This is a genomic window from Streptomyces sp. NPDC029956 (assembly GCF_055574655.1).
Genome location: NZ_JBVHZJ010000008.1, coordinates 1 through 19,539 on the forward strand (window position 1 = coordinate 1; position 19,539 = coordinate 19,539).

19 protein-coding genes are annotated in these 19,539 nt (G+C 72.5%); 9 read left to right on the forward strand and 10 right to left on the reverse strand.

From position 1 onward, the window contains the following. The first annotated feature begins 1,319 nt into the window (after positions 1-1,319). The 4 genes from ACZ4XX_RS08300 to ACZ4XX_RS08315 all read left to right on the forward strand — a co-directional run bounded on the left by ACZ4XX_RS08300 (position 1,320) and on the right by ACZ4XX_RS08315 (position 4,697). Positions 1,320-2,030 (forward strand): class I SAM-dependent methyltransferase, encoded by a 711-nt coding sequence (locus tag ACZ4XX_RS08300; RefSeq protein ID WP_468507323.1) that lies wholly within the window; start codon positions 1,320-1,322, stop codon positions 2,028-2,030. 3 nt (positions 2,031-2,033) lie between these two features. Next, on the forward strand, positions 2,034-2,939 hold the full coding sequence (locus tag ACZ4XX_RS08305; RefSeq protein WP_468507140.1) for a DMT family transporter: 906 nt from the start codon (positions 2,034-2,036) through the stop codon (positions 2,937-2,939). Beyond that, the gene (locus ACZ4XX_RS08310; protein ID WP_468507141.1) at positions 2,936-3,124 is read left to right on the forward strand and encodes a Trm112 family protein; all 189 of its coding nucleotides are present in this window, start codon (positions 2,936-2,938) and stop codon (positions 3,122-3,124) included. The genes ACZ4XX_RS08305 and ACZ4XX_RS08310 overlap by 4 nt, the downstream gene beginning before the upstream one ends. 205 nt (positions 3,125-3,329) lie before the next feature. Continuing rightward, positions 3,330-4,697 (forward strand): pyridoxal phosphate-dependent decarboxylase family protein, encoded by a 1,368-nt coding sequence (locus ACZ4XX_RS08315; protein ID WP_468507142.1) that lies wholly within the window; start codon positions 3,330-3,332, stop codon positions 4,695-4,697. Positions 4,698-4,858: 161 nt separating this feature from the next. Here the strand turns inward: ACZ4XX_RS08315 and ACZ4XX_RS08320 are convergent, their stop codons facing one another. Genes ACZ4XX_RS08320 through ACZ4XX_RS08330 form a run of 3 tightly spaced genes read right to left on the reverse strand, consistent with a single transcriptional unit; the run spans position 4,859 to position 7,573 of the window. Next, complete coding sequence (locus tag ACZ4XX_RS08320; protein ID WP_468507143.1) at positions 4,859-5,890, reverse strand: NAD(P)/FAD-dependent oxidoreductase; 1,032 nt, start codon at positions 5,888-5,890, stop codon at positions 4,859-4,861. Beyond that, positions 5,887-6,402 carry an isoprenylcysteine carboxyl methyltransferase family protein gene (locus tag ACZ4XX_RS08325; protein ID WP_468507144.1) on the reverse strand — a complete coding sequence of 172 codons (516 nt, stop codon included), beginning with the start codon at positions 6,400-6,402 and terminating at the stop codon, positions 5,887-5,889. The genes ACZ4XX_RS08320 and ACZ4XX_RS08325 overlap by 4 nt, the downstream gene beginning before the upstream one ends. 13 nt (positions 6,403-6,415) lie before the next feature. Then, complete coding sequence (locus tag ACZ4XX_RS08330) at positions 6,416-7,573, reverse strand: type III polyketide synthase (protein WP_468507145.1); 1,158 nt, start codon at positions 7,571-7,573, stop codon at positions 6,416-6,418. A 5-nt stretch (positions 7,574-7,578) separates the two neighbouring features. Between ACZ4XX_RS08330 and ACZ4XX_RS08335 the strand changes: the two genes are divergently transcribed. Beyond that, positions 7,579-8,481, forward strand: a complete 903-nt coding sequence (locus ACZ4XX_RS08335) for a UbiA family prenyltransferase (protein ID WP_468507146.1) — start codon at positions 7,579-7,581, stop codon at positions 8,479-8,481. A 77-nt stretch (positions 8,482-8,558) separates the two neighbouring features. Here ACZ4XX_RS08335 and ACZ4XX_RS08340 read toward each other — a convergent pair whose 3' ends face one another. Beyond that, positions 8,559-10,436, reverse strand: coding sequence for a SpoIIE family protein phosphatase (locus tag ACZ4XX_RS08340; protein ID WP_468507147.1), 1,878 nt, complete (start codon positions 10,434-10,436; stop codon positions 8,559-8,561). A 381-nt stretch (positions 10,437-10,817) separates the two neighbouring features. Here ACZ4XX_RS08340 and ACZ4XX_RS08345 point away from each other — a divergent pair, with 381 nt between their 5' ends. Continuing rightward, positions 10,818-10,979, forward strand: coding sequence for a hydrophobic protein (locus ACZ4XX_RS08345; RefSeq protein ID WP_468507148.1), 162 nt, complete (start codon positions 10,818-10,820; stop codon positions 10,977-10,979). A gap of 175 nt (positions 10,980-11,154) precedes the next feature. Further along, entirely contained in the window at positions 11,155-11,520 is a 366-nt protein-coding gene (locus ACZ4XX_RS08350; RefSeq protein WP_468507149.1) for a PRC-barrel domain-containing protein, read from the forward strand. Positions 11,521-11,572: 52 nt separating this feature from the next. Here the strand turns inward: ACZ4XX_RS08350 and ACZ4XX_RS08355 are convergent, their stop codons facing one another. Next, positions 11,573-13,162 (reverse strand): phytoene desaturase family protein, encoded by a 1,590-nt coding sequence (locus tag ACZ4XX_RS08355; protein ID WP_468507150.1) that lies wholly within the window; start codon positions 13,160-13,162, stop codon positions 11,573-11,575. Further along, positions 13,155-13,607 carry an SRPBCC family protein gene (locus ACZ4XX_RS08360; protein ID WP_468507151.1) on the reverse strand — a complete coding sequence of 151 codons (453 nt, stop codon included), beginning with the start codon at positions 13,605-13,607 and terminating at the stop codon, positions 13,155-13,157. Before ACZ4XX_RS08360 ends, ACZ4XX_RS08355 begins: the two co-directional genes overlap by 8 nt. A gap of 401 nt (positions 13,608-14,008) precedes the next feature. On the opposite strand from ACZ4XX_RS08360, the gene ACZ4XX_RS08365 reads away from it, so the two are divergent. Together ACZ4XX_RS08365 and ACZ4XX_RS08370 are read left to right on the forward strand one after the other, a co-directional pair. Continuing rightward, a complete protein-coding gene (locus ACZ4XX_RS08365) occupies positions 14,009-14,266 on the forward strand; it encodes a DUF6400 family protein (protein WP_468507152.1) in 258 nt (85 codons plus the stop codon). After that, positions 14,250-14,480 (forward strand): hypothetical protein, encoded by a 231-nt coding sequence (locus ACZ4XX_RS08370; protein ID WP_468507153.1) that lies wholly within the window; start codon positions 14,250-14,252, stop codon positions 14,478-14,480. The genes ACZ4XX_RS08365 and ACZ4XX_RS08370 overlap by 17 nt, the downstream gene beginning before the upstream one ends. Positions 14,481-14,482: 2 nt before the next feature. Here ACZ4XX_RS08370 and hypE read toward each other — a convergent pair whose 3' ends face one another. The 4 genes from hypE to hypF are packed head-to-tail and all read right to left on the reverse strand — an operon-like array spanning position 14,483 to position 19,514. Then, on the reverse strand, positions 14,483-15,523 hold the full coding sequence (gene hypE / locus ACZ4XX_RS08375) for a hydrogenase expression/formation protein HypE (RefSeq protein WP_468507324.1): 1,041 nt from the start codon (positions 15,521-15,523) through the stop codon (positions 14,483-14,485). A gap of 58 nt (positions 15,524-15,581) precedes the next feature. Beyond that, positions 15,582-16,766: a hydrogenase formation protein HypD gene (gene hypD / locus ACZ4XX_RS08380; protein WP_468507154.1), complete on the reverse strand. Its 1,185-nt coding sequence runs from the start codon at positions 16,764-16,766 to the stop codon at positions 15,582-15,584. Continuing rightward, positions 16,763-17,080, reverse strand: coding sequence for a HypC/HybG/HupF family hydrogenase formation chaperone (locus ACZ4XX_RS08385; protein WP_468507155.1), 318 nt, complete (start codon positions 17,078-17,080; stop codon positions 16,763-16,765). The genes hypD and ACZ4XX_RS08385 overlap by 4 nt, the downstream gene beginning before the upstream one ends. Positions 17,081-17,090: 10 nt before the next feature. Then, the gene (gene hypF / locus ACZ4XX_RS08390) at positions 17,091-19,514 is read right to left on the reverse strand and encodes a carbamoyltransferase HypF (RefSeq protein WP_468507325.1); all 2,424 of its coding nucleotides are present in this window, start codon (positions 19,512-19,514) and stop codon (positions 17,091-17,093) included. Positions 19,515-19,539: the final 25 nt, after the last annotated feature.

Genomic DNA, 19,539 nt, shown 5'->3' on the forward strand with positions numbered 1-19,539 from the left:
CCCCGCTGCCTTCCTCCCCCCCCCCCCCCCCCCCCCCCCCTTCCCCCCCCCCCCCCCCCCCCCCCCCCCCCCCCCCCCCCCCCCCCCCCCGCGCCCTGACGGAATGCCCGCCGCTGACCCTGGTGCCGCCGATGCGCCTGGAAGTCGTGCAGGTGGAAGAGGGCGGGACCGTACTGCTGCTGACGTTGCATCACACCGCTCTCGACGCCCCTTCGGGGCTGCGGGTGCTCGCCACGACCGCCGAACGGTACGGCGGCACGGCAGCCCTCCCGGTTCCCGGGCGGGTCCGGCCGGAGCCCTCGGGTCCGGCTCCGAGCGGGACCGGTGCCACCGGCCGCACCGTACGGGCACGGCCCGTACGGGTCGCGCCGGACTCCCGCCCCGGGTTCGTACGCGCGCGTGCCGTGGGCAACGACATGGTCCAGGCGGACCTGCCCGTTCCGCGGCGTGCGGCGCGAGACGGAAGCCTGCCGCCCTGGACCGTCAACGACCAACTCCTCGTCGCCACCTCACTGATGGTGGGGCGCTGGAACCTCTCGCAGGGCCGGCCGGCCGGTCCGGTGCGGCTCACGATGCCCGTGGACGACCGTCCGCGCGGTACCGACATGCCGATGGGCAACGGGACCCGGCTCGTCGAGGTGGCCATGACCTCCGAGGACCCGCGCGACACGGAACTGCTGCTCGGCGACCGGCCGGACCCGGAGGCCGTGACCCGGCTGCTGCGCACCACCGCACGGCGCACCGGCGCGCTGAAGTCGGCCGACGGCACCCCCATGGGCGCGGGGGCGAGCCTGCTGACCGCACCGCTGCTGCCGGTCGGTGTCCGCGGCGTGCTCACCCGTGGCGCACGGCGGGCGGCGGCGTCCTGGACGTCGACGGCGCTGGTCACCAACATCGGACGCGTGCCGTACGCGCTCGACTTCGGCGACGCGGGACGGGCGACGGCCCTGTGGTTCTCCGCACCGGCGCGAATGCCGAGGGGGCTGAGCGTGGCGGCGGCTTCCACCGGCGGGCGACTGCACGTGACGTTGCGCTGGTCGCGGGCGCTGCTCGGTGACGCGGCAGGCGCGGAACTGGCGGTCCTGTTCGCGGAGTCGCTGTCGGCGACGTCCTTCCCGCAGGACGACACACCGTGTCCGGACGCCACACCGACGGAAACCCGCTCCACAGGACAACCACAAGAGGCCGTGATGACCATCTCAGCCACCGACCCGGCAGCCACCGACCCGGCAGCCACCGGCTCGGAAGGAGCCGGCTCGGAAGGAGCCGACAAGTCGCCAGCGAAGAAGGAGACTTCACCGTCCCCGCCCACCCCCGGGCTGCGGGACTTCTACGAGAACCCCACCGTTCCCGTCGCCTCCGGGGAGGCCCGGACCCTGCGGCAGGCCCGGATGCTGGCCGACGCGCTCGGCCCCGTGGGGCCCGGCCGCCCGGCCGCGACCGTGCTGGACGTGGGCTGCGGGGACGGTTCGGCGGGCGCGATCGCGGCTCGCGTACTCGGCGGGCACCGCATCGTGGGGATCGACTGGTCGCAGGACGCCCTGTGCCGGGCGGCCCCGCGCCTGAGCCAGGTCGTCCGCGGCGAGCTGACCGGCAGCGGGCTGCCGTTCGCCTCCGACAGTGCCGACGCCGTCCTGTTCAGCGAGGTCGTCGAACACCTTGTCGACCCGGACAGTGCCCTCGACGAACTGCGCAGGGTCCTGCGCCCCGGCGGGCATCTCATGCTCTCCACACCGAACCTCGGCGCCTGGTACAACCGCGCGCTGCTGCTCGCCGGAGTCCAGCCGGTGTTCTCCGAGGTGAGTCTGCGGCGCATCCACGGCAGACCGGGCAGCGAGGTCGTGGGCCATCTGCGGCTGTACACGGCACGCGCGTTGCGCGAGTTCGTGGCCGCGTCCGGGTTCGAGGTGGTGACGTTCGCCGGCGCGCCGTTCCACGGAGTCCCGCGCCCGCTCCGGCCGCTGGACAGGCTGGCCTGCGGGGTGCCGTCCCTCGCGTCCATCCTCCTCGTGCATGCGAGAAAGGTGTAGTCCGTGGTGTGGGGTGTGGCCGCCGCGCTGGTGGCGAACGTCCTGTACAGCACCGGCTTCGTCCTGGAGAAGCGGGCACTGGCCGGCATGCCGCCGTTGAGCGCCGCACAGCCGGGCCGGGCCCTCCGGCTGCTGGCCGGCCGGCCCTTGTGGATCTGCGGGGCCGTGGCACTCGGCCTGGGGTTCGCCGCCCAGCTGGCCGTCTACCGCACCCTGCCGATCGCCGCCGCCCAGGGTCTGTTCCTGTCCGGTCTCGTCCTCCTGATCGTGCTTTCGTCGGTGGTGCTCGGCGAGCGGCCCTCCGGCCGCGAGCGGCGTGCGGTGGCCGTCATCGGTCTGGCGCTTGCGATGGTGGTGGCCTCGCTGTACGAGACCAGCGAGGAGATCAGCCGTACCGCTCCCACCGGAATCCTGCTGACCCTGTGCCTTCCGACCCTCGCGGCCGGTCTCGTGCTCTACGCGGCCGCGGAGCGGCGCGCCCGCCGACGGCATCGGCAGCCGACCACCGGAGTGGCCTACGCGGTCGCCGTCGGTCTGATCTACGGCGTCAGCTCGCTCGCGATCAAGGGCGTCTCCGGACAGCTGGACACCGAGGACCTCGTGAGCTCCGTGCCCGCCGTGCTGGCCTCCCCGTACCCGTACCTCCTGCTGCTGACAGGCGTCAGCGGACTGGTGCTGTCGCAGACCGCTCTGCAGCGCTGCCGGGCGTCCCTGATCGTCCCGGTGTGCTCGACCGTGAGCTGCGTGTTCTCCATCGTGAGCGGCACGATCGCGTTCGACGAGCCGCTGCCCGACGACCCGTTGCGGCTGTTACTGCGTCTCGGCGGCACCGTACTGGCGCTGACGGTCCTGCTCACCCTGCCACGACACGAGGCGCACACCCCCACTCCCGAAGGAACCCGCTCATGAAGCCCGACAGCCCGCTGCTGAAGATCCTCGCCTGCCCGCTCGACAAGGGGCCGCTGATCCTGGACGAGATCGGCGGCGCGCTCTACAACCCGCGCCTGCGCCGGCACTACCCGATCGTCGACGGCATCCCGCAGCTGCTCCCCTCGTCCGGTGTGCCCGCCGTCGGGAGCGAACACGACGAGTGAGGTTCTCCCGGCCCACTGCGTGACAGCCCGGTCATGGCGGGCCTCGCGGTCTCACCGGCGGCGGCCGAGGACGGGAGCGGGGCGCGGCGACCTGGGCGTTCGGCTAGGTCGGGCCGGCGACGCAGTCGTGGCAGTTCCGCGCTGCTCCCGCCGTCCGACCGCGGTCGGCTTGCAGGGCGGCGGCGACCGTCGCATAGTCCGAGGTATGGACGCGCGCGAGGCGGCGCTCCGGCAGGCGTACGACCATGCTGTCCGGTGGCTGGCGAGCCTGCCCGACCGCCGGATTCCCGCCCGCGCCTCGGTCGACGAGATCGTGGGCGCGCTCGGTGCCGAACTGCCTGCCGGCCCCGGCAGGCCCGCGGACGTCGTCGACCTGCTGGCCACGGCCTGTGAGCCGGGGCTCACCGCGTTCCCCAGCGGCCGCTTCTACGGGTTCGTGGTGGGCGGCACCGAGCCGGCCGCGCTGGCTGCCGACTGGCTGGTCAGCGCCTGGGACCAGAATTGCGTGATGCGCACCGTCTCGCCCGCGTACGCGGCGGCGGAGGAGATCGCCGGCGCCTGGTTGCTCGATCTGCTCGGCCTGCCGAGGGACAGCTCGGTGGGCTTCACCACGGGTGCGACGATGGCGAACTTCACGTGCCTGGCCGCCGCGCGGGACACGGTGCTGCGGCGCGTCGGCTGGAACGTCGCCCGCGACGGCCTCGCAGGTGGCCCGCCCGTGCGTGTCGTCGCCGGCGAGTCCCGGCACATGGCCGTCGATCTGGCCTTGCGCTACCTCGGGCTCGGTCGGCCCGAGCCGGTGGCGGCGGACGATCAAGGACGCATCGAGCCCGAGGCCCTGCGGGAGGCGCTGACGGCGGGCGGACAGACCCCCACGATCGTGATCCTCCAGGCCGGCGACATCCATTCCGGCGCCTTCGACCCCTTCGCCGCGAGCATCCGCGCGGCGCGCGCGTCAGACGCCTGGGTGCACGTCGACGGCGCGTTCGGACTGTGGGCAGCGGCCTCACCGCGCTTCGCCCATCTGACGGCGGACTGCGCGCACGCGGACTCCTGGGCGACGGACGCCCACAAGACGCTGAACGTCCCCTACGACTGCGGACTCGCGATCGTGCGCGACGCGTCCGCGCTCCGGGCGGCGATGGGCGAGCGTGGCGACTACCTCATCCAGCACGAGCACGGCGACCCCATCGACAAGGTGCCCGAACTCTCGCGGCGCGGAAGAGCGTTCACCGTGTGGGCCGCCCTCAGGTCCCTCGGCCGGTCAGGCGTCTCCGACCTCGTCGAGCGGCTGTGCCGCCACGCCTCCGCGTTCGCCGCCGGCATCGCCGGGATCGACGGCGCCACCGTTCTCAACGAGGTCGCGTTCACACAGGTCTGCGCCGAGTTCGGCAGCGACGGACGCACCGACCGGGTACTCGCCCGGCTGCTCGACGACGGCACCGCGTGGATCAGCGGCTCCACCTGGCACGGCAGACGCGTCATGCGCATCTCGGTGAGCAACTGGTCCACCACCGACGACGACGTGGCCCGCACACTCGACGCGATCCGGCACGCGGCCGCCGACACCTGACACCCGTCGAACCGCCCGTCGCAACGCCCGTCGAACCGTCCGTCGCACGCAGCGCGCTGCCCCACTCACGAGCTCGTGCACGGCAGGCGGTGAGACATCGGGCCGTCGATGACCGGGCCCCACCGAACGGGCACGGACGGGTCGGCCGGCGGGGACAAGGCTCAGGCGAGGGCGTTTACCGCGAGGGCGAAGGCCCGGGGAAGCCGGGCCGCGGTCGGCACGATCTTGTCTGCCAGTCGAGGGCGTTGTCGAGCTCGCAACAGGCACTCGGTCAGCAGCCGATGCCGGAGGGTCGCCTGTTTCCACGCAGCCTCGTACGCGCGGGGCGAGCCGCGACGCAGCTGATCGACCAGGACCCTGGCACCGGCGAGAGCCAGTGAGACGCCCTCACCGGTCAGCGCGTCGATGTAGCCGGCGGCATCGCCCACCAGCAGGACCCGCCCCTGGACGCGAGCGCGGACCTTCTGGCGGAGGGGACCCGCACCACGCACGGCGCCGACCGCGGCCTGTCGCGGCAGGGCGGCCGCGAGTTCGGGGAAGCCGGCCAGCTGTTCGTCGAACGGCGCACGCAGTGAGGTCAGGAGCGCCACGCCCAGGAGCTGTGGCCCGAGCGGGGTCACGTACGCCTCGCCGTGGGGACCCCAGTGGACCTCGACGTACGAGGAAGGCGGCGCCACGGCGTAATGCCGGCGCAGCCCGTAGCGCGGGACACCCTCGCCGGGCATGCCGAGCCCGAGCGAACGTCGCACCGGCGAGTGCAGTCCGTCAGCGGCGACGAGCCACCTGGCGCGCACACCCGTGGCACCGTCGGAGACGCCGGCGGTGTCCTGACGCACGTCCCGCACGCGTACCGGCAGGACGGGGACTCCGGCGGCGACGACGGCCGCGTGCAGGGCGGCGTGCAGGACGGTGCGCCGCACTCCGAGGCCGGGGCCGAGCCGGAACTCCGCCTGGGCGTGGTGCGGGCCCTGCCGGTAGCGGATGCCGACGATCGGGCGGCCCGGCACGTCCAGTCCCAGCGCGCTCAGTTCCCTCACCGCCCCAGGCATCAGCCCCTCTCCGCAGGCCTTGTCGACGGGCAGGCGTCGCGGCTCCGCCAGGACGACGTCCAGCCCCGCCCGCACCGCGTACAGCGCGGTGGCAAGACCCGCGGGGCCGCCGCCCGCGATCAGCAGATCGTGCATGCGGCTCACGCCACGCCCACCCGCCCCAGGGCGGTGTTCTCACACCGGATGCGGACGGTGAGCAGCGCCGCGTTGGCCACGGTGAAGGCGGTCGCTGTCAGCCACGCGGAGTGCACCAGGGGCAGTGCCACGATCTCCGCCACGACCGCGACGTAGTTCGGGTGGCGCGCGAAGCGGTACGGTCCTGCCCGCACGAGACGGGCTCCGGGGACCACGATGACCCGCGTGTTCCAGTACGGGCCCAGGGTCGTGACACACCACCAGCGCAGCGCCTGGGCCAGGACGACCACGACCAGCATGGTCCAGCCGAGTGCGGGCAGGAACGGCCGGTGGGCCAGCCAGGCCTCGGTCAGACAGCTCGCGAGCAGAGCAGTGTGCAGGGCCACCATGACCGGGTAGTGACCGCTGCCGTACTCGACCCCGAGACGGGCCAGGGTCCAGGCCGCGTTGCGTCGGGCCACGACGAGTTCGACGAGGCGTTCCGCGGCGACGGCCGCCAGGAGAAGCGTGTACCAGAGCATGTTCCGTGATTCCTCACCAGCGCAGGAGGACGAACTCGACGCAGAAGCCGGGGCCCATCGCCATCATCAGGCCCCACGAGCCCGGTGAAGGAGGGGCGTTGGTGGTGACGTCCTCCAGGATCCGCAGTACCGAGGCGGAGGACATGTTCCCCGACACGGCCAGGGCCCGGCGAGCCGATTCGAGGGCATCGTCGGGAAGGTCCAGGGCGTGTGCCACCGCTGTGAGGATCCGCGGTCCCCCGGGGTGGCAGATCCAGGTCCCGATGTCGTCCGGAGTCAGGCCGTGGACGGCCAGGAAGTCCCGGAGGTCCGGGCCGATCCGGGCTCCCACGACGTCGGGGATGGCGGCGTCCACCACCGGTCGGAACCCTCCTGCACCGATCGTCCAGCCCAGTAGGTGCTCGGTGTCCGGGTAGAGGAGGCTGCGGGTGGCCACCACCACCGGGCGACCGGACCGGTGGTCGCCGGCCCGCGCGGCATGCGCGACGACCGCCGCCGCGCCGTCGCCGAACAGGGCACCGGCGACGAGGTTGGCCGGCGAGTCGTCACGCTGCTGCAGGGTGAGTGAGCACAGCTCCACGCTGAGCAGCGCGGCCACCTCGCCCTGGTGGCCGCGCAGGTAGTCGTGGAGCCGGGCGAGACCGGCCGCTCCCGCAACGCAGCCGAGCCCGAACACGGGGATCCGCTTCACGTCCGGCCGCATGCCCATGCGTGAGGCGAGCCGGGCGTCGAGCGACGGCGCGGCGATTCCGGTGATGGAGGTGCACACCAACAGATCCAGTTCCGAGGGTGCCAGCCCGGCGGCTTCGAGCGCGGACGTCAGAGCCCGTTCCCCGAGTTCCAGACCGGCCGTCATCCATGCCGCGTTCGTCTCGCCGAAGTCGCCCAGAGACGCGTACTGGTCGATGGGTAGAGCGAGGTGACGGGTCCGCACCCCGGCGGCTCCGTGCAGGCGGCGCAGCACTGTGCGGTCCGCTCCGGGGGCCAGGCAGAGGTCGCCGATCAGCTCGGTGAGTTCGTCCTGGGCGTACCGATGCTCCGGCAGGGCCGTTCGGACGGCGGCGACGACGCTCTGCCGCCCGTCGGGATAGGGCCGCGCATCTCCGGCGCCGTCGGCATGCACCGCCGGAGGCGTGACGGGGGCGAGCCGGTCGGCTGTGGGGACACGCATCCGGGATGTCTCCTCACGACCGACGGCGCGATTACCTTGCTCCCGTGTCTCTATACCTCCCTGGTCTTCCGGTGCGAGCGACACACCGGCTCGCGACGCTGCTCCACTCGTGCCACCCGGAGCCGACGCTCGCGGTGACGGTGTTCGTCACCGCCCTGGCCGCCGCGTCAGGGCGGGGACCGGGGGCTGTCATGGCGGTCGGAGCGGCGGTGCTCGCCGGTCAGCTCTCGATCGGATGGTGCAACGACGCGGTGGACGCCGGCCGGGACTCCGCCAGCGGTCGGCGGGACAAACCGATCGCGGCCGGGGCTCTGCGCCCACGGACGGCCGCCACGGCCGCCGTGGTGGCGCTCGTCGCCTGTGTGCCGCTCTCCTTGCTCAGCGGCCCTGCCGCCGCGGCGGTCCACCTCACGGGCGTGATCGCCGGCGGGTGGGCGTACAACCTGGTCCTGAAGGGAACCGCGGTCTCCCCCGTGCCGTACGCCGTCGGGTTCGCGTCCCTGCCCGCATTCGTGACGCTCGGCCCGCCGACGCACGCCTGGCCTGCCTGGTGGGCCGTGGTCACGAGTGCCCTGCTCGGCGTCGGCGCCCACTGGGTGAACGCGCTGCCGGACATCGCGGACGATCTCGCGACGGGCGTCCGCGGTCTGCCCCAGCGCCTCGGCCCCGAGGCCTGTCGCCGACTCTCACTGGTCACGATGCTGGCCGCGGTCGTTATCGTCACCGTGTGCCCGCCCGGGACGGCAGGGGCGACAGGCTGGGCGTGTGCGACGGCAGCGGGATGTGTCGCGGCGATCGGTACTGTCCCGAGGTGGCGCGAGGGAAGCCGATGGCCGTTCCGGGCCGCGATCGTGGTTGCGGGGCTGGCCGTCGTGCAGCTGCTGTCACGGGGCTCTGCCATCGTCTGAGGCCGGAGAGCAGGTTGGGTTCGCTCACGCGTCGGCGAACGAGGCAGGGGCGTCGTGCCCGAGGTCGTCCCGGCACTCTACGGCTGGGCGCTTGCGGGGGTACGCACGGCGAGCAGGACGATGTCGTCTTCGGGTACCGGGTGCGTCAGCCGGTCGTTGATCCGGTGGAGCAGTTCGTTCAGTGGTCGGTGCCCGTGGCGGGCGAGCAGGGCGATGAGCTGCGCGACGGCTTGGTCCATGTCATGGCCGCGACGTTCGACGAGCCCGTCGGTGTAGAGCAGGAGCGTCGAGCCGGGAGACAGGGGGCGTCGGTGCTCCGTCCGGGCGAACGGGCCGAGTGACCGGTGCAGCAGTACGTCGTGCTCGAGCAGCTGGGTCACGTGTCCGTCGGGCGTGCGGAGCAGGGGCGGCGGGTGGCCGGCGTTGGACCAGGTCAGCATCCAGTCGGGGCTGCCGTCGGCGGGGTCGAGTCGGGCATGTACCAGGGTGCCGCTGGTCTCCATGGGCAGCACCGAGCAGGCCGCGTCGAGGGCGGTGAGCGCGGTGGCCGGGCTGTGGGGAGGATGGTCGAGGGTCGCCTGCCGCAGCATGCTGCGGACCTGCCCCATGATCGTGGCGGCGTGCATGTCGTGGCCGGTGATGTCACCCACCGTGACCATGAGTGCCGTGGCCTCACCGTCGGAGGCGTGAGCACGGGGCAGGTGGTAGGCGTCGTACCAGTCTCCGCCGATCATGTGGTCGTCCGCGGCCGGCTGGTAGAGGGCGCTGATCTCGACGGGGTCGGTGAGGGGGAGGTCGGTGAGCAGGGCGGCCTGGAGCTCCCGGGCGACGGAGATCCTCTCGTCGAGGTACAGGGCGCGTTCCACCGCCTGCGCGATGTAGCCGGACGCGGCGGTGAGCGTGGCCCGCTCGGTGACGCCCACCTGGTGCCGCTTGGCCCAGCAGATCGCGAGGACGCCCAGAAGGGCGCGGCTGCCCCAGAGCGGCAGGCACAGCATCGTGGTGAAGCCCGTGCGGTCGAAGAGGTCGGCTGCCTCGGCGCCGTAGCCGGCGGCCACTGCTGCGCGGTCGGCGACGAACACCGTACGCCGCTCACGCAGGGCCTGGGTGCTCGGGAGGAAAGCCCCGTCTGCGGGCAGGTCGAGGATTTCGCGTTCCACGGCACGAGCGCCGTCGGGGTCGGGGACCCAGTGCAGGTCGTCCTTCCCGGCGACCAGCAGCCCCACGTAGGAGGGCTTGCCGACACCGCCGAAAAGGTCCCTCAGGCGTCGTCGCACGTCCTCGAGACCGGACGTCTGGGCCAGCTCCTCCGACGCCCTCAGCAGCAGCTCGGCATGGTCCAATCCGGCCTGGGCTTCATGTTCCAGGCGTTGGGCGTCACTCCGGGCATGCTCGGCGGCGGCCCGCGCGGTCTCCAGCACCTGCTGCGCGGACCGGCTCTGGGCCGACAGGATGCGCAGACACAGCTCCGCGGAGCACGCCGCGGTCAGGTCCTCCAGGTCGGACAGCTCCCCCGGCCCCCATGCTCGTGGCTGATGGTCGATGGCGCACAAGGAGCCCAGCACGACCCCGTCGGCGTCGGTCAGCGGCATTCCCGCGTACGCGGCGACTCCGAGGTCCGTCACGGCTGGGTGGGTGGCGAACCGCTCGTCCGAGGGGGCGTCCGACACGGTCAGGGGCCGCCCCGAGGCCACCACGTAACGGCAGAACGAATGCGAGAGTGGCAGCGTGCGTCTCCCCGCCCATGGCTCCGGCAGGCCGATCAGGCCGGGCAGGATCTGCCGGTCCTCCTCCACCAGCGAAACGAAGGCCACCGGCACGCGGAGCAGCCGTGAGACCAGCCGGGCGAACCGATCCATCCCGGTGTCGGAAGCGGCCGTCAGACCGGCCCAGCGCAATGCCCGCTGCTGGGCGTCGACGGGGTCCGCTTCAGGTTCCCGGCCCTGCTCCGGCATCCCACCTCCGGACCCCTGCTCGTCCCGAAGCCTTCAACGGCATCGTAGGGCCGTCGGGGCTGTCGGTCGCGCCGGAAGGCGCCGACGGGGGCGGGGAGAGCCTTACCGGCCCTACTGCCGAGGCAGTGGCCGATGCAGTGGTTGTGCACCTCGCCGTCGGCCGGGTCGGGTTCCGGGAGGGCACGGGGGTTGCCCGTGGGGCGGTGGCGTGCCGAGCCGGGCCCCGGAAGGGCACACACGTGGGGTGTGCCGCCGCCACGAATAAGCCGTCCATCTCCTTCTCGGAGGTGAGGCCCGCTTCGTAGGGAAGATTCGGCGCCGGGCCTTTCGCCGGCATGTGGGGAGGAGACCGGGGCACACGGTGTTCCGGAGGTGACAATCATGGTTCCCGTGCTTCTCGTTCTTCTGCTGATCCTGCTTCTCTTCGGTGCCGGATTCGCACTGAAGATTCTCTGGTGGATCGCGATCGCCCTGCTCGTCGTCTGGCTGCTCGGATTCGTCGCCCGCCCCAAGTCCGGTAGTGGCAGGTGGTATCGGTGGTAGGGATCCGTTCGACCGATCCGCGCCGGAATCCCCTCCGGATGAGGCGAATAGGGGGATGAAAGCCGGGTAGGCGGAATTTCGACGAGACGTGAAGTGCGTCGCGCACGACGTACGGAAAGCAGAGACGGCGGGAATCTCCTCGCCGTCCTCCCTTTACCGGAGGAGTTGTTTTCGCGTGACTGAGCATGGGTGGAGTTTCAAGTCGACCTCGGGCCACCTGGCCGGTGCCGATCTCACCGGCTACAAGGTGGAGGCCACCGACGGGAGCATCGGCAAGGTCGACAAGCACTCCGACGAGGTCGGTGACGCCTACCTGGTCGTGGACACCGGCGTGTGGATCTTCGGGAAGGAGGTCCTCCTGCCGGCGAGCACGGTGACCCGGGTCGATCCGGAGGACCGGAAGATCTTCGTCGACCTGACCAAGGAGCAGGTCAAGGACGCCCCCGAGTTCCACCGTGAGAAGCACCTCGGCGACTCGGGGTACCGCGAGGAGCTGGGCACGCACTACGGCCTCCCGCCGTTCGGCGGACACCCGCTCTGATCACCGGGCGCGGTGTGGGGGTGTGGGGCCCGAACTCGTCGAGTTCGGGCCCTCAGACGTGTTGGGCGCGGTGGAAGAGGGCGTGCAGTCCATGCCGGCGCAGCGCAGCCCGGGCGGCGTTCGCGCCCGGCGCGCCATGGACACCGCCGCCCGGGTGGGCGGCCGCGGAGGCCAGGTAGAGGCCCTTGACGGGGGTCTCGGGACGGCCTGTGCCGGGTGTCGGACGGAAGATCGCCTGCTGGTGCAGGGCGGTGGTTCCGTTGTTGATGGCGCCGTTGTGCAGATTCTCGTCCAGGGCCTGGAGAGTGGCCGGGGCCAGGATGCGGCGGGCACGGATCAGCGTCCGGAAGCCGGGCGCGTAGCGTTCCACCTGAGCTTCCATGCGATCGGCCATGGCCTCCTGCTCGCCGGCGTCCCACCGGCCGGTGATGCCGTCGGGGCCCGCGTCGGCGGTGATGCGCTGAGGGAGGTGGGTGTAGGCCCATGCCGATTCCGTACCGGCGGGTGAGCGCCGGGGGTCGGCGGTCGTCATCTGCCCGAAGAGGGCGAACGGCTCGTCGGGGACGTGCCCCGTGGCGAGCTGGGCGGCGAACCGGGTCAGGCCGTCCACGCCGTCGGCCAGGTGGACCGTGCCCGCGCCGACCGCTCCCCGCGCCGTCCACGGCACCGGACCGCTCAGCGCCCAGTCGACCTTGAAGGTCGCGAGATCCCAGTGGAAGCGCTCCAGATCCCGTACGAGGCGGGGCGGGAGGTGTTCCTCGCCCACGAGATCGCGGTACAGGGACGGGGCCGAGGTGTCGGCCAGTACGGCACGGAGCGCGTCGACCGTCTCACCTCCCGCGCTCCTGACACCGACCGCCGTGCCCCCACGCACCACGACCGACGCGACGCGCTCACCGCAGCGCAGGACACCCCCGCGGCGCCGGAAGCGGCTCACCAGCGCGGCGGTCAGCGCGCTGGAACCTCCGGCGGGAACGGGGAAGCCGTGGCTCTGGCCCAGCATCGACATCAGCCAGCCGAATCCTCCGCTTCCCGCCGCCTCCGGGGTGAGGTCGGCGTGCAGGGCGTTTCCGGTCAGAAGGAGCCGCCCGCCTTCCCCCGCGAACTCCTCCTCGCCCAGGCGCCGCACGGGCAGGGTCAGGTTCCGCGCCAGTCGCAGCCCGCCCGTGGCGCGGAGTTTCGCGGCCAGGCGGAGCCCGGCGCGGACCGGCGGGAAGGGCGTGAACAGGGCCTGCACGAGGTCCGGCCCGATCCGGCGCCATGTCCGGTACATGCTTTCCCAGGCGTCGGCGTCGGCGGTCGCGAACTCCGCCAGCCCGGCCGAGGTGTCCTCCACCCGGCGTTCGAGGACCGCGCACCGGCCGTCCATCAGGGGGTGCGCCAGTACGCGCGGGGCGTGGCTCCAGCGCAGGCCCTCGGCGGCCAGATCGAGACGGGCGATGACCGGGGAGGCCGCCGCGAGCGGGTAGAAGGCGCTGAAGACGTCCGAGACGTAGTCCGGGTGCACCCCGCGGTCGCTGCGCACAGCCCCTCCGGGCTCCTCCTGCGCCTCCAGGACTTCCACCGTCCACCCCGCGTCGACCAGCAGATTCGCCGCCACCAGGCCGTTCGGCCCCGCTCCGATCACCACCGCGTCAGGCATGCCGGCTCCCCGTGCGGTCCTGCTCCACGACCCTGGCGAGGCGGGCCAGCATTCCACGGTGCCGGAGCTGGATGGCGGCTTCGCTGACGGAGTTGTGCAGATTCCCGCCCAGGCCTCGGAGCGGGTGCTCGTCGCAGACGACCAGGGTCTCCTCTCCCCACGGCCTGAGCTGGAGGAAGATCCTCGCCGTGCCGAGGGCCTTGAACGCCGCCTCCAGCTCCAGCTCCCGGCCCGGGACGGTGTGGCGGACCGTGGTGGTCCCGTCGGTCGACCAGGGGCCGAGACGGACGGTGTAGCGGAGCCGTGAGCCGACCTCCGGCCAGGAACGGTCGAGGGGCGTGGACTCGGACGGGCCCACCACCCATTCGCCGTAGCGGGTCGGATCGGCGAGAACGTCCCACACGGCATGCGGGGGACGATGGATCAGCTGATGACGAACGGCCATGAGGATGCTCCTCCAACCGGTGCGGTGGGGACGCGGCGAACCCGCTCGGCAGGGCCCCGGCGGGGCGAACCGGTCGGTCCCACGGCTCCTCGGGCACGGCGACCTCCCTCGACAGGTGGCGTCACGGTCATGGTGCACGTGCCCCGATCGCGCCGCATCTCACGCGTCCCGAGCGCGCGCGACCCGCCCTGCTCGGCCTGGAGGGACCGCTTCCGGCGCGGCCATGGCCGGGCCGGCCATCGCACGAGGTGTCATGCGCCCTCATGCAGGCAGCGCATCTGCGCGTTCGGGATGACGTGCGCCACAGCGGGCGTGGAAGGCAGGTCGGGCGCTTCCGTACGCAGTGACCTCTCTGGTAGACGTGGCGGCGTACGTGTTCGATTCATCCCGAAGGCTCCGCCATGAATCACGGCCCCGGCCCCCGTTCCGCCCTGATCGACTTCCGTATCGACCTCACCGTCGAGGAGGCACGTCGGCGTGCCGAGGTCGTGGCCGCCCTGGGGCCCGACTGGGATCCCGCGGCGGTTCTGCGTGAGGAGGAGGCGGCGCACGCCCTGCTGTACTCGGGCTTGGACGAGGAGCAGCAGCGGCTGTACGCGATGCTGGTCGCGGCCGGTGTGCTGCCCGGGGAGGAGCCGGGCCGTGCGTCTTCCGCTTGATCCCCACGCCGACCCGGCTCGGCGGGCCTGGGTCGCGTGCCCCGGTTGCGACGACGCCCGCGACTGCGGGACCTGCCTTGAGCGCCGGAACTGCCGGAGCCACTGGCGCTATCTGATCGGGAACAACGGACCCAGGGTCCACCTGCAGTGTCCGCACTGCACTCACATGTGGACCCTCGACACCTCCCGTGAGCGTCACGGCCGCCGGGCCTGAGCTCAGCAGATCCGCGGCAGCTGCTCTCCGAGCGGCATGTCCACGACGCGGGTGCCGCCGAGTCCGGTGCGAGCCACCACCATGCCCGGATGGGTCTCGACCGCCTCGCCGATCACCGCTGCCCCGGCACCCGAGGGGTGGGCGCGCATCGCGGCCAGTACGGCGTCCGCGTGGTCTCGCGGGACGAAGGCCACGAGCTTGCCCTCGTTCGCCACGTACATGGGGTCGAGTCCGAGCACCGCGCAGGCGTTGCCGACCGCTTCGGGGACCGGAACGGCACGCTCCTGGATGACGACGCCCGTGCCCGACGCCGCCGCGATCTCGTTCAGCGAGGCGGCCAGGCCCCCGCGTGTGGGGTCGCGCAGGACGTGCAGGTCCCGTGTGACGGCGAGCATCGCCTCCACAAGGCCGCCGAGCGGTGCACAGTCGCTGGTGATCTCGACGCCGAATTCGAGGCCCTCCCGCACGCTCATGATCGCCACGCCGTGCATACCGATCGGCCCGCTCACGATCACCACGTCCCCGGGCACCACCCGTTGCGGCCGCAGGTCGACTCCGTCGGGGATCAGCCCCACCCCGGAGGTGTTGATGTAGATGCCGTCGCCGTGACCGGCCTCCACGACCTTGGTGTCGCCGGTGACGACCTGGACGCCTGCCACGCGCGCCGCCGCGCCGAGGGCCTGGGCTACTCGGGCGACCACGTGGGTCTCGACGCCTTCCTCCAGGATGAACCCACAGGAGAGGTAGCTCGCCCGGGCTCCGCTCATGGCGAGGTCGTTCACGGTGCCGTTGACGGCGAGGTCGCCGATGCTGCCGCCGGGGAAGAACAGGGGGCGCACCACGAAGGAGTCCGTGGAGAACGCCAGGCGGGCGCCGCCGATGCGGATCTCGGCCGCGTCGGCGGCGTGTGCGAGGGCCGGTCCGCCGTAGGCGGGCGCGAAGACGTGCTCGATCAGCTCGGCGGACAGCGCGCCTCCGCCGCCGTGGCCCATGACGATGCGCGGTTGGTCGCGCAGTGGCGCCGGGCAGGTCCAGGCGAGCATGTCGGGTGCAGGCTGTGCGGCGTCGACGGCGTCGACCGCCGGTGTGGTGCTGACGGTGTCAGGCACGGGTGCTGCCCTCCAGAGGAGCGGTGACCTGGGGCGGGGTTCCGGAGGCCGCGCGGGTCTCCGCGGGAGGCCGCTGCCCCGGGGTTCCGCCGTCGAGCCGCCGGTAGAGGTAGTAGGCGGCGCAGGCGCCCTCGCTGGACACCATCGTGGCGCCGAGCGGGGAGCGGGGTGTGCAGGTGGTGCCGAACGCCTCGCACTCGTTCGGCTTCAGCAGGCCCTGGAGGACTTCGCCGCTGCGGCACGCGGCGGGCTCGCGGGTGTCGATGCCCTCGACGGAGAAGCGGTGCTCGGCGTCGTGATCCCGGTAGCGATCGGACAGGCGCCAGCCGCTGTCCGGGATGACGCCGATGCCGCGCCAGGCCCGGTCGGTGATCTCGAAGACATCGCTCAGCATCGCCTGCGCCGCCGGATTGCCCTCGGCCGTCACGGCGCGCTGATAGGCGTTCTCGACCGTGTGCTCACCCCGCTCCAGCTGAAGCACGGTCCTGCGTACGCCTTCCAGGATGTCCAGCGGCTCGAAACCGGTGACCACGATCGGCACCTGGTGGCGTTGTGCGAGCTCGGGGTACTCGGCCGTGCCCATCACGCTGCAGACGTGGCCGGCCGCGAGAAATCCCTGGACGCGGCAGTCCGGGGACCGCATGATCGCGTCGATCGCGGGGGGAACCCTGACGTGGGACACGAGGAGACTGAAGTTGCGGATGTCCCGCTTGCGCGCCTGATGGACCGTCATCGCGTTGGGGGGCGCCGTGGTCTCGAAACCGATGCCGAAGAAGACCACCTCCCGGTCCGGGTTCTGCTCGGCGATCCGCAGCGCGTCCAGCGGGGAGTAGACCACCCTGACGTCGCCGCCCTGCCCGCGGACCTGGAACAGGTCGCGGCCCGTGCCGGGCACGCGGAGCATGTCGCCGAAGGAACAGAAGATCACCCCCGGCCGGGAGGCGATCTCCAGGGCCTTGTCGATCATCTCCAGCGGGGTGACGCAGACCGGACAGCCCGGGCCGTGGATCAGCTCGATCTCGGGTGGCAGGAGCTGGTCGATGCCGTGCCGGATGATGCTGTGGGTCTGTCCGCCGCACACCTCCATCAGGGCCCAGGGGCGGGTCACCGTCGCCCGGATCTCGTCGAGCAGCCGACGTGCCAGGTCAGGGTTCTGGAACTCGTCGATGTACTTCACGGCCGCACCTCTCCGTGGACGTCGTCCTGCGTCTGCCACTCGCTCACCGCGGCCTCTGCGGCCTCCCACGGGTCTCCGAACTCCTCCTGGAGCAGGCCGAGGGTCTCGAACAGCTCCAGCGTCCGCTTGGCCGACTCCTCGTCGAGTCTCTGGAGGGCGAATCCCACGTGCACGATGGCGTACTCGCCGGGTTGCAGGTCCGGCAGGTACTCCAGGCACACCTCCTTGACCACACCTCCGAAGTCGACCGTGGCCATCCGGGTGCCGTCCCGGTCCTCGACGTCCAGCACTCTTCCGGGTACCGCCAGGCACATGGGTGTCTCCTCACTGTCGCTCTCGTCGCGGCGCCGCGGGGGCCGCTCGGTCCGTCGTCCGGGCGGCCACGACGAGTTGGCCGAGGGCCAGACCGCCGTCGTTCGGCGGGATCAGGCGGTGGCGCAGCACGGTGAAGCCGTCCTCCCGCAGGCCTTCGGCGCAGGCCGAGGAGAGCAGCGTGTTGGCGAACACTCCCCCGGTCAGGGCGATGCTCTCCACTCCGGTCTCGCCGCGGGCGGCGGCGCAGACCGTGCGCACCAGTCGGGCCACGGCATGGTGGAACCGCGCCGCGACGACGTCTGCCGGGGCCCCGTCCAGCACGTCGGCGACCACTGCCGCCAGGAGGGGTGCGGGGTCTGCGGTGAGCGGGGCGCCGGGCTGCGGCGAACCGAGCCGGAAGACATAGCGTTCGTCCTCCGCCACGCCGGGTGCGCGCAGGGCCGCGGCCTCCAGCTCGATCGCGGCCTGCGCCTCGTATCCCGCGTGGTGGCAGATCCCCACGAGGGAGGAGACGGCGTCGAAGAGGCGTCCCATGCTCGACGTGGGAACGCAGTTCAGCTCGCGCTCCAACTGTCTTGCCAGCAGGGGCAGTTCTTCAGGCCCACAGGCTCGTGTGCAGGGCAGAGCGCGGTCGGCGTCCAGACCTGCGGCGCGCAGATGGGCCAGCGCCATGCGGTAGGGCCGTCGTACGGCCGCGTCGCCGCCCGGCAGGGGTACGTAGGCGAGGTGTGCGAACCGCTCGAACCCGGCGTAGTCAGCGAGCAGGAACTCACCGCCCCACACGGCGCCGTCGAGACCGTAGCCGGTGCCGTCGAAGGCGACGCCGATCACGGGATCCGTGCCGTCGAGGCCGTTCTCGGCCATCGCCGCCGCGACGTGCGCGTGGTGATGCTGTACGGGGACGACGGGCCGCCCCGAAGCGTGTTCGCGGGCCCAGCGGGTGGACCGGTAGGCGGGGTGGCGGTCGGCGGCGACCAGTCCGGGCCGTACCCCCGTGACGGACTCCAGCTGCCGTTCGGCGGAGGCGAGGGCGAGCTGGGTGGCGAGGTCGCCCATGTCGCCGATGTGGGCGGAGAGCCAGGCCTGGCGTCCGTCGCCGAGGCAGAAGGTGTTCTTCAGGTCCCCTCCGACGGCGAGGGCGGGGGCGACCTCCACGGGCAGCGAGACCGGTAGCGGCGCATAGCCCCGGGAGCGGCGCAGCGTCAGCTGCTCGCCGTCGCAGACGCGGACGACGGAGTCGTCGCAGGGGACGTGGATCGGCCGGTCGTGCAGGAGCCAGGCGTCCGCCAGGCCGGTGAGTCTGGTCAGTGCCTCCGCGTCGTCCGTGACGATGGGCTCGCCCGTGAGATTGCCGCTGGTCATCACCAGGAGCCGGGGCCCTTGCCCGTCCGGCCTACCGAGGCCGAGAAGGAGATGGTGCACCGGGGTGTACGGGAGCATGAAGCCGAGGTCCGGGCTGCCCGGCGCCACCGCCCGCGCCGGCGCGGAACTGTGGCGCGGGCGGGCGTCGTCGCGGCGGCGGCGCAGCAGGACGACGGGCCGGGCGCCGCTGGTGAGGAGTTCACGTTCGAGCGTGCCGAGGTGCACGAGGGGCTCGATGTCGGCGAGGTCCGCGGCCATCATCGCGAACGGTTTGTCACCGCGCGCCTTGCGGCGGCGCAGTTCGGCCACCGCGTCGGGGTTCGTCGCGTCGCAGGCGAGGTGGTAGCCGCCGAGGCCTTTGACGGCGAGGATCGCGCCGGAGGCGAGCATCCTGCGTGCGGCGGCGACCGGATCGGCACCGGGTTCGCGACCGGGGTCGGCCCAGCCTGAGTCGGGGGCCGGAGCGGAACCCTGCGCGGCGGGGCCGCCTGGCGCCGTGACCAGCCGCAGCCGGGGGCCGCAGTGGGGGCAGGCGACGGGCTGCGCGTGGAAGCGCCGGTCGGCGGGGTCCTCGTACTCCCGGGCACAGTCCGGGCACATCGGGAAGCCGGCCATGGTGGTGTGGACCCGGTCGTAGGGCAGTCCCGTGACGATCGTGAACCGCGGGCCGCAGTCGGTGCATGTGATGAAGGGGTGCAGGTACCGCCGGTCGGCCGGGTCCGCGAGCTCCGCGATGCAGTCGTCGCAGGTGGCGGTGTCCGGCGGGACGAGGGTGCGGCCGGCGTCGCCCTGACTGGAGGGCACGATGGTGAATCCGTTGCCGCCGCTCGCGGTCACCTCGGCCGCCTCGACCGACTCCACCCGGGCCAGGGGCGGGGCGTCGGGCGCGAGGCGGGCGCAGAAGGACGCGACGTCCGCGGGGTCTCCCTCGACCTCCGCGACGACTCCGTCCGCCGTGTTGGTGACGTGGCCGGACAGGCGCAGCCCGGTGGCGAGGGCGTAGACGAAGGGCCGGAAGCCCACGCCCTGCACGACGCCGCGGACGACCACACGGCTGCGCCGCGGGGCCATGGCGGGGGCGGGTCCGGGCCGTGCC

Excerpts from the sequence above, each read along its gene's own strand:
- ACZ4XX_RS08310 (WP_468507141.1), top strand. The coding sequence starts at position 2,936 with ATGAAGCCCGACAGCCCGCTGCTGAAGATCCTCGCCTGCCCGCTCGAC.
- ACZ4XX_RS08315 (WP_468507142.1), top strand. The coding sequence starts at position 3,330 with ATGGACGCGCGCGAGGCGGCGCTCCGGCAGGCGTACGACCATGCTGTC.
- ACZ4XX_RS08325 (WP_468507144.1), bottom strand. The coding sequence starts at position 6,402 with ATGCTCTGGTACACGCTTCTCCTGGCGGCCGTCGCCGCGGAACGCCTC.
- ACZ4XX_RS08330 (WP_468507145.1), bottom strand. The coding sequence starts at position 7,573 with ATGCGTGTCCCCACAGCCGACCGGCTCGCCCCCGTCACGCCTCCGGCG.
- ACZ4XX_RS08335 (WP_468507146.1), top strand. The coding sequence starts at position 7,579 with ATGTCTCCTCACGACCGACGGCGCGATTACCTTGCTCCCGTGTCTCTA.
- ACZ4XX_RS08340 (WP_468507147.1), bottom strand. The coding sequence starts at position 10,436 with ATGCCGGAGCAGGGCCGGGAACCTGAAGCGGACCCCGTCGACGCCCAG.
- ACZ4XX_RS08345 (WP_468507148.1), top strand. The coding sequence starts at position 10,818 with ATGGTTCCCGTGCTTCTCGTTCTTCTGCTGATCCTGCTTCTCTTCGGT.
- ACZ4XX_RS08355 (WP_468507150.1), bottom strand. The coding sequence starts at position 13,162 with ATGCCTGACGCGGTGGTGATCGGAGCGGGGCCGAACGGCCTGGTGGCG.
- ACZ4XX_RS08360 (WP_468507151.1), bottom strand. The coding sequence starts at position 13,607 with ATGGCCGTTCGTCATCAGCTGATCCATCGTCCCCCGCATGCCGTGTGG.
- ACZ4XX_RS08365 (WP_468507152.1), top strand. The coding sequence starts at position 14,009 with ATGAATCACGGCCCCGGCCCCCGTTCCGCCCTGATCGACTTCCGTATC.
- hypE (WP_468507324.1), bottom strand. The coding sequence starts at position 15,523 with ATGCTCGCCTGGACCTGCCCGGCGCCACTGCGCGACCAACCGCGCATC.
- ACZ4XX_RS08385 (WP_468507155.1), bottom strand. The coding sequence starts at position 17,080 with ATGTGCCTGGCGGTACCCGGAAGAGTGCTGGACGTCGAGGACCGGGAC.
- hypF (WP_468507325.1), bottom strand. The coding sequence starts at position 19,514 with ATGGCCCCGCGGCGCAGCCGTGTGGTCGTCCGCGGCGTCGTGCAGGGC.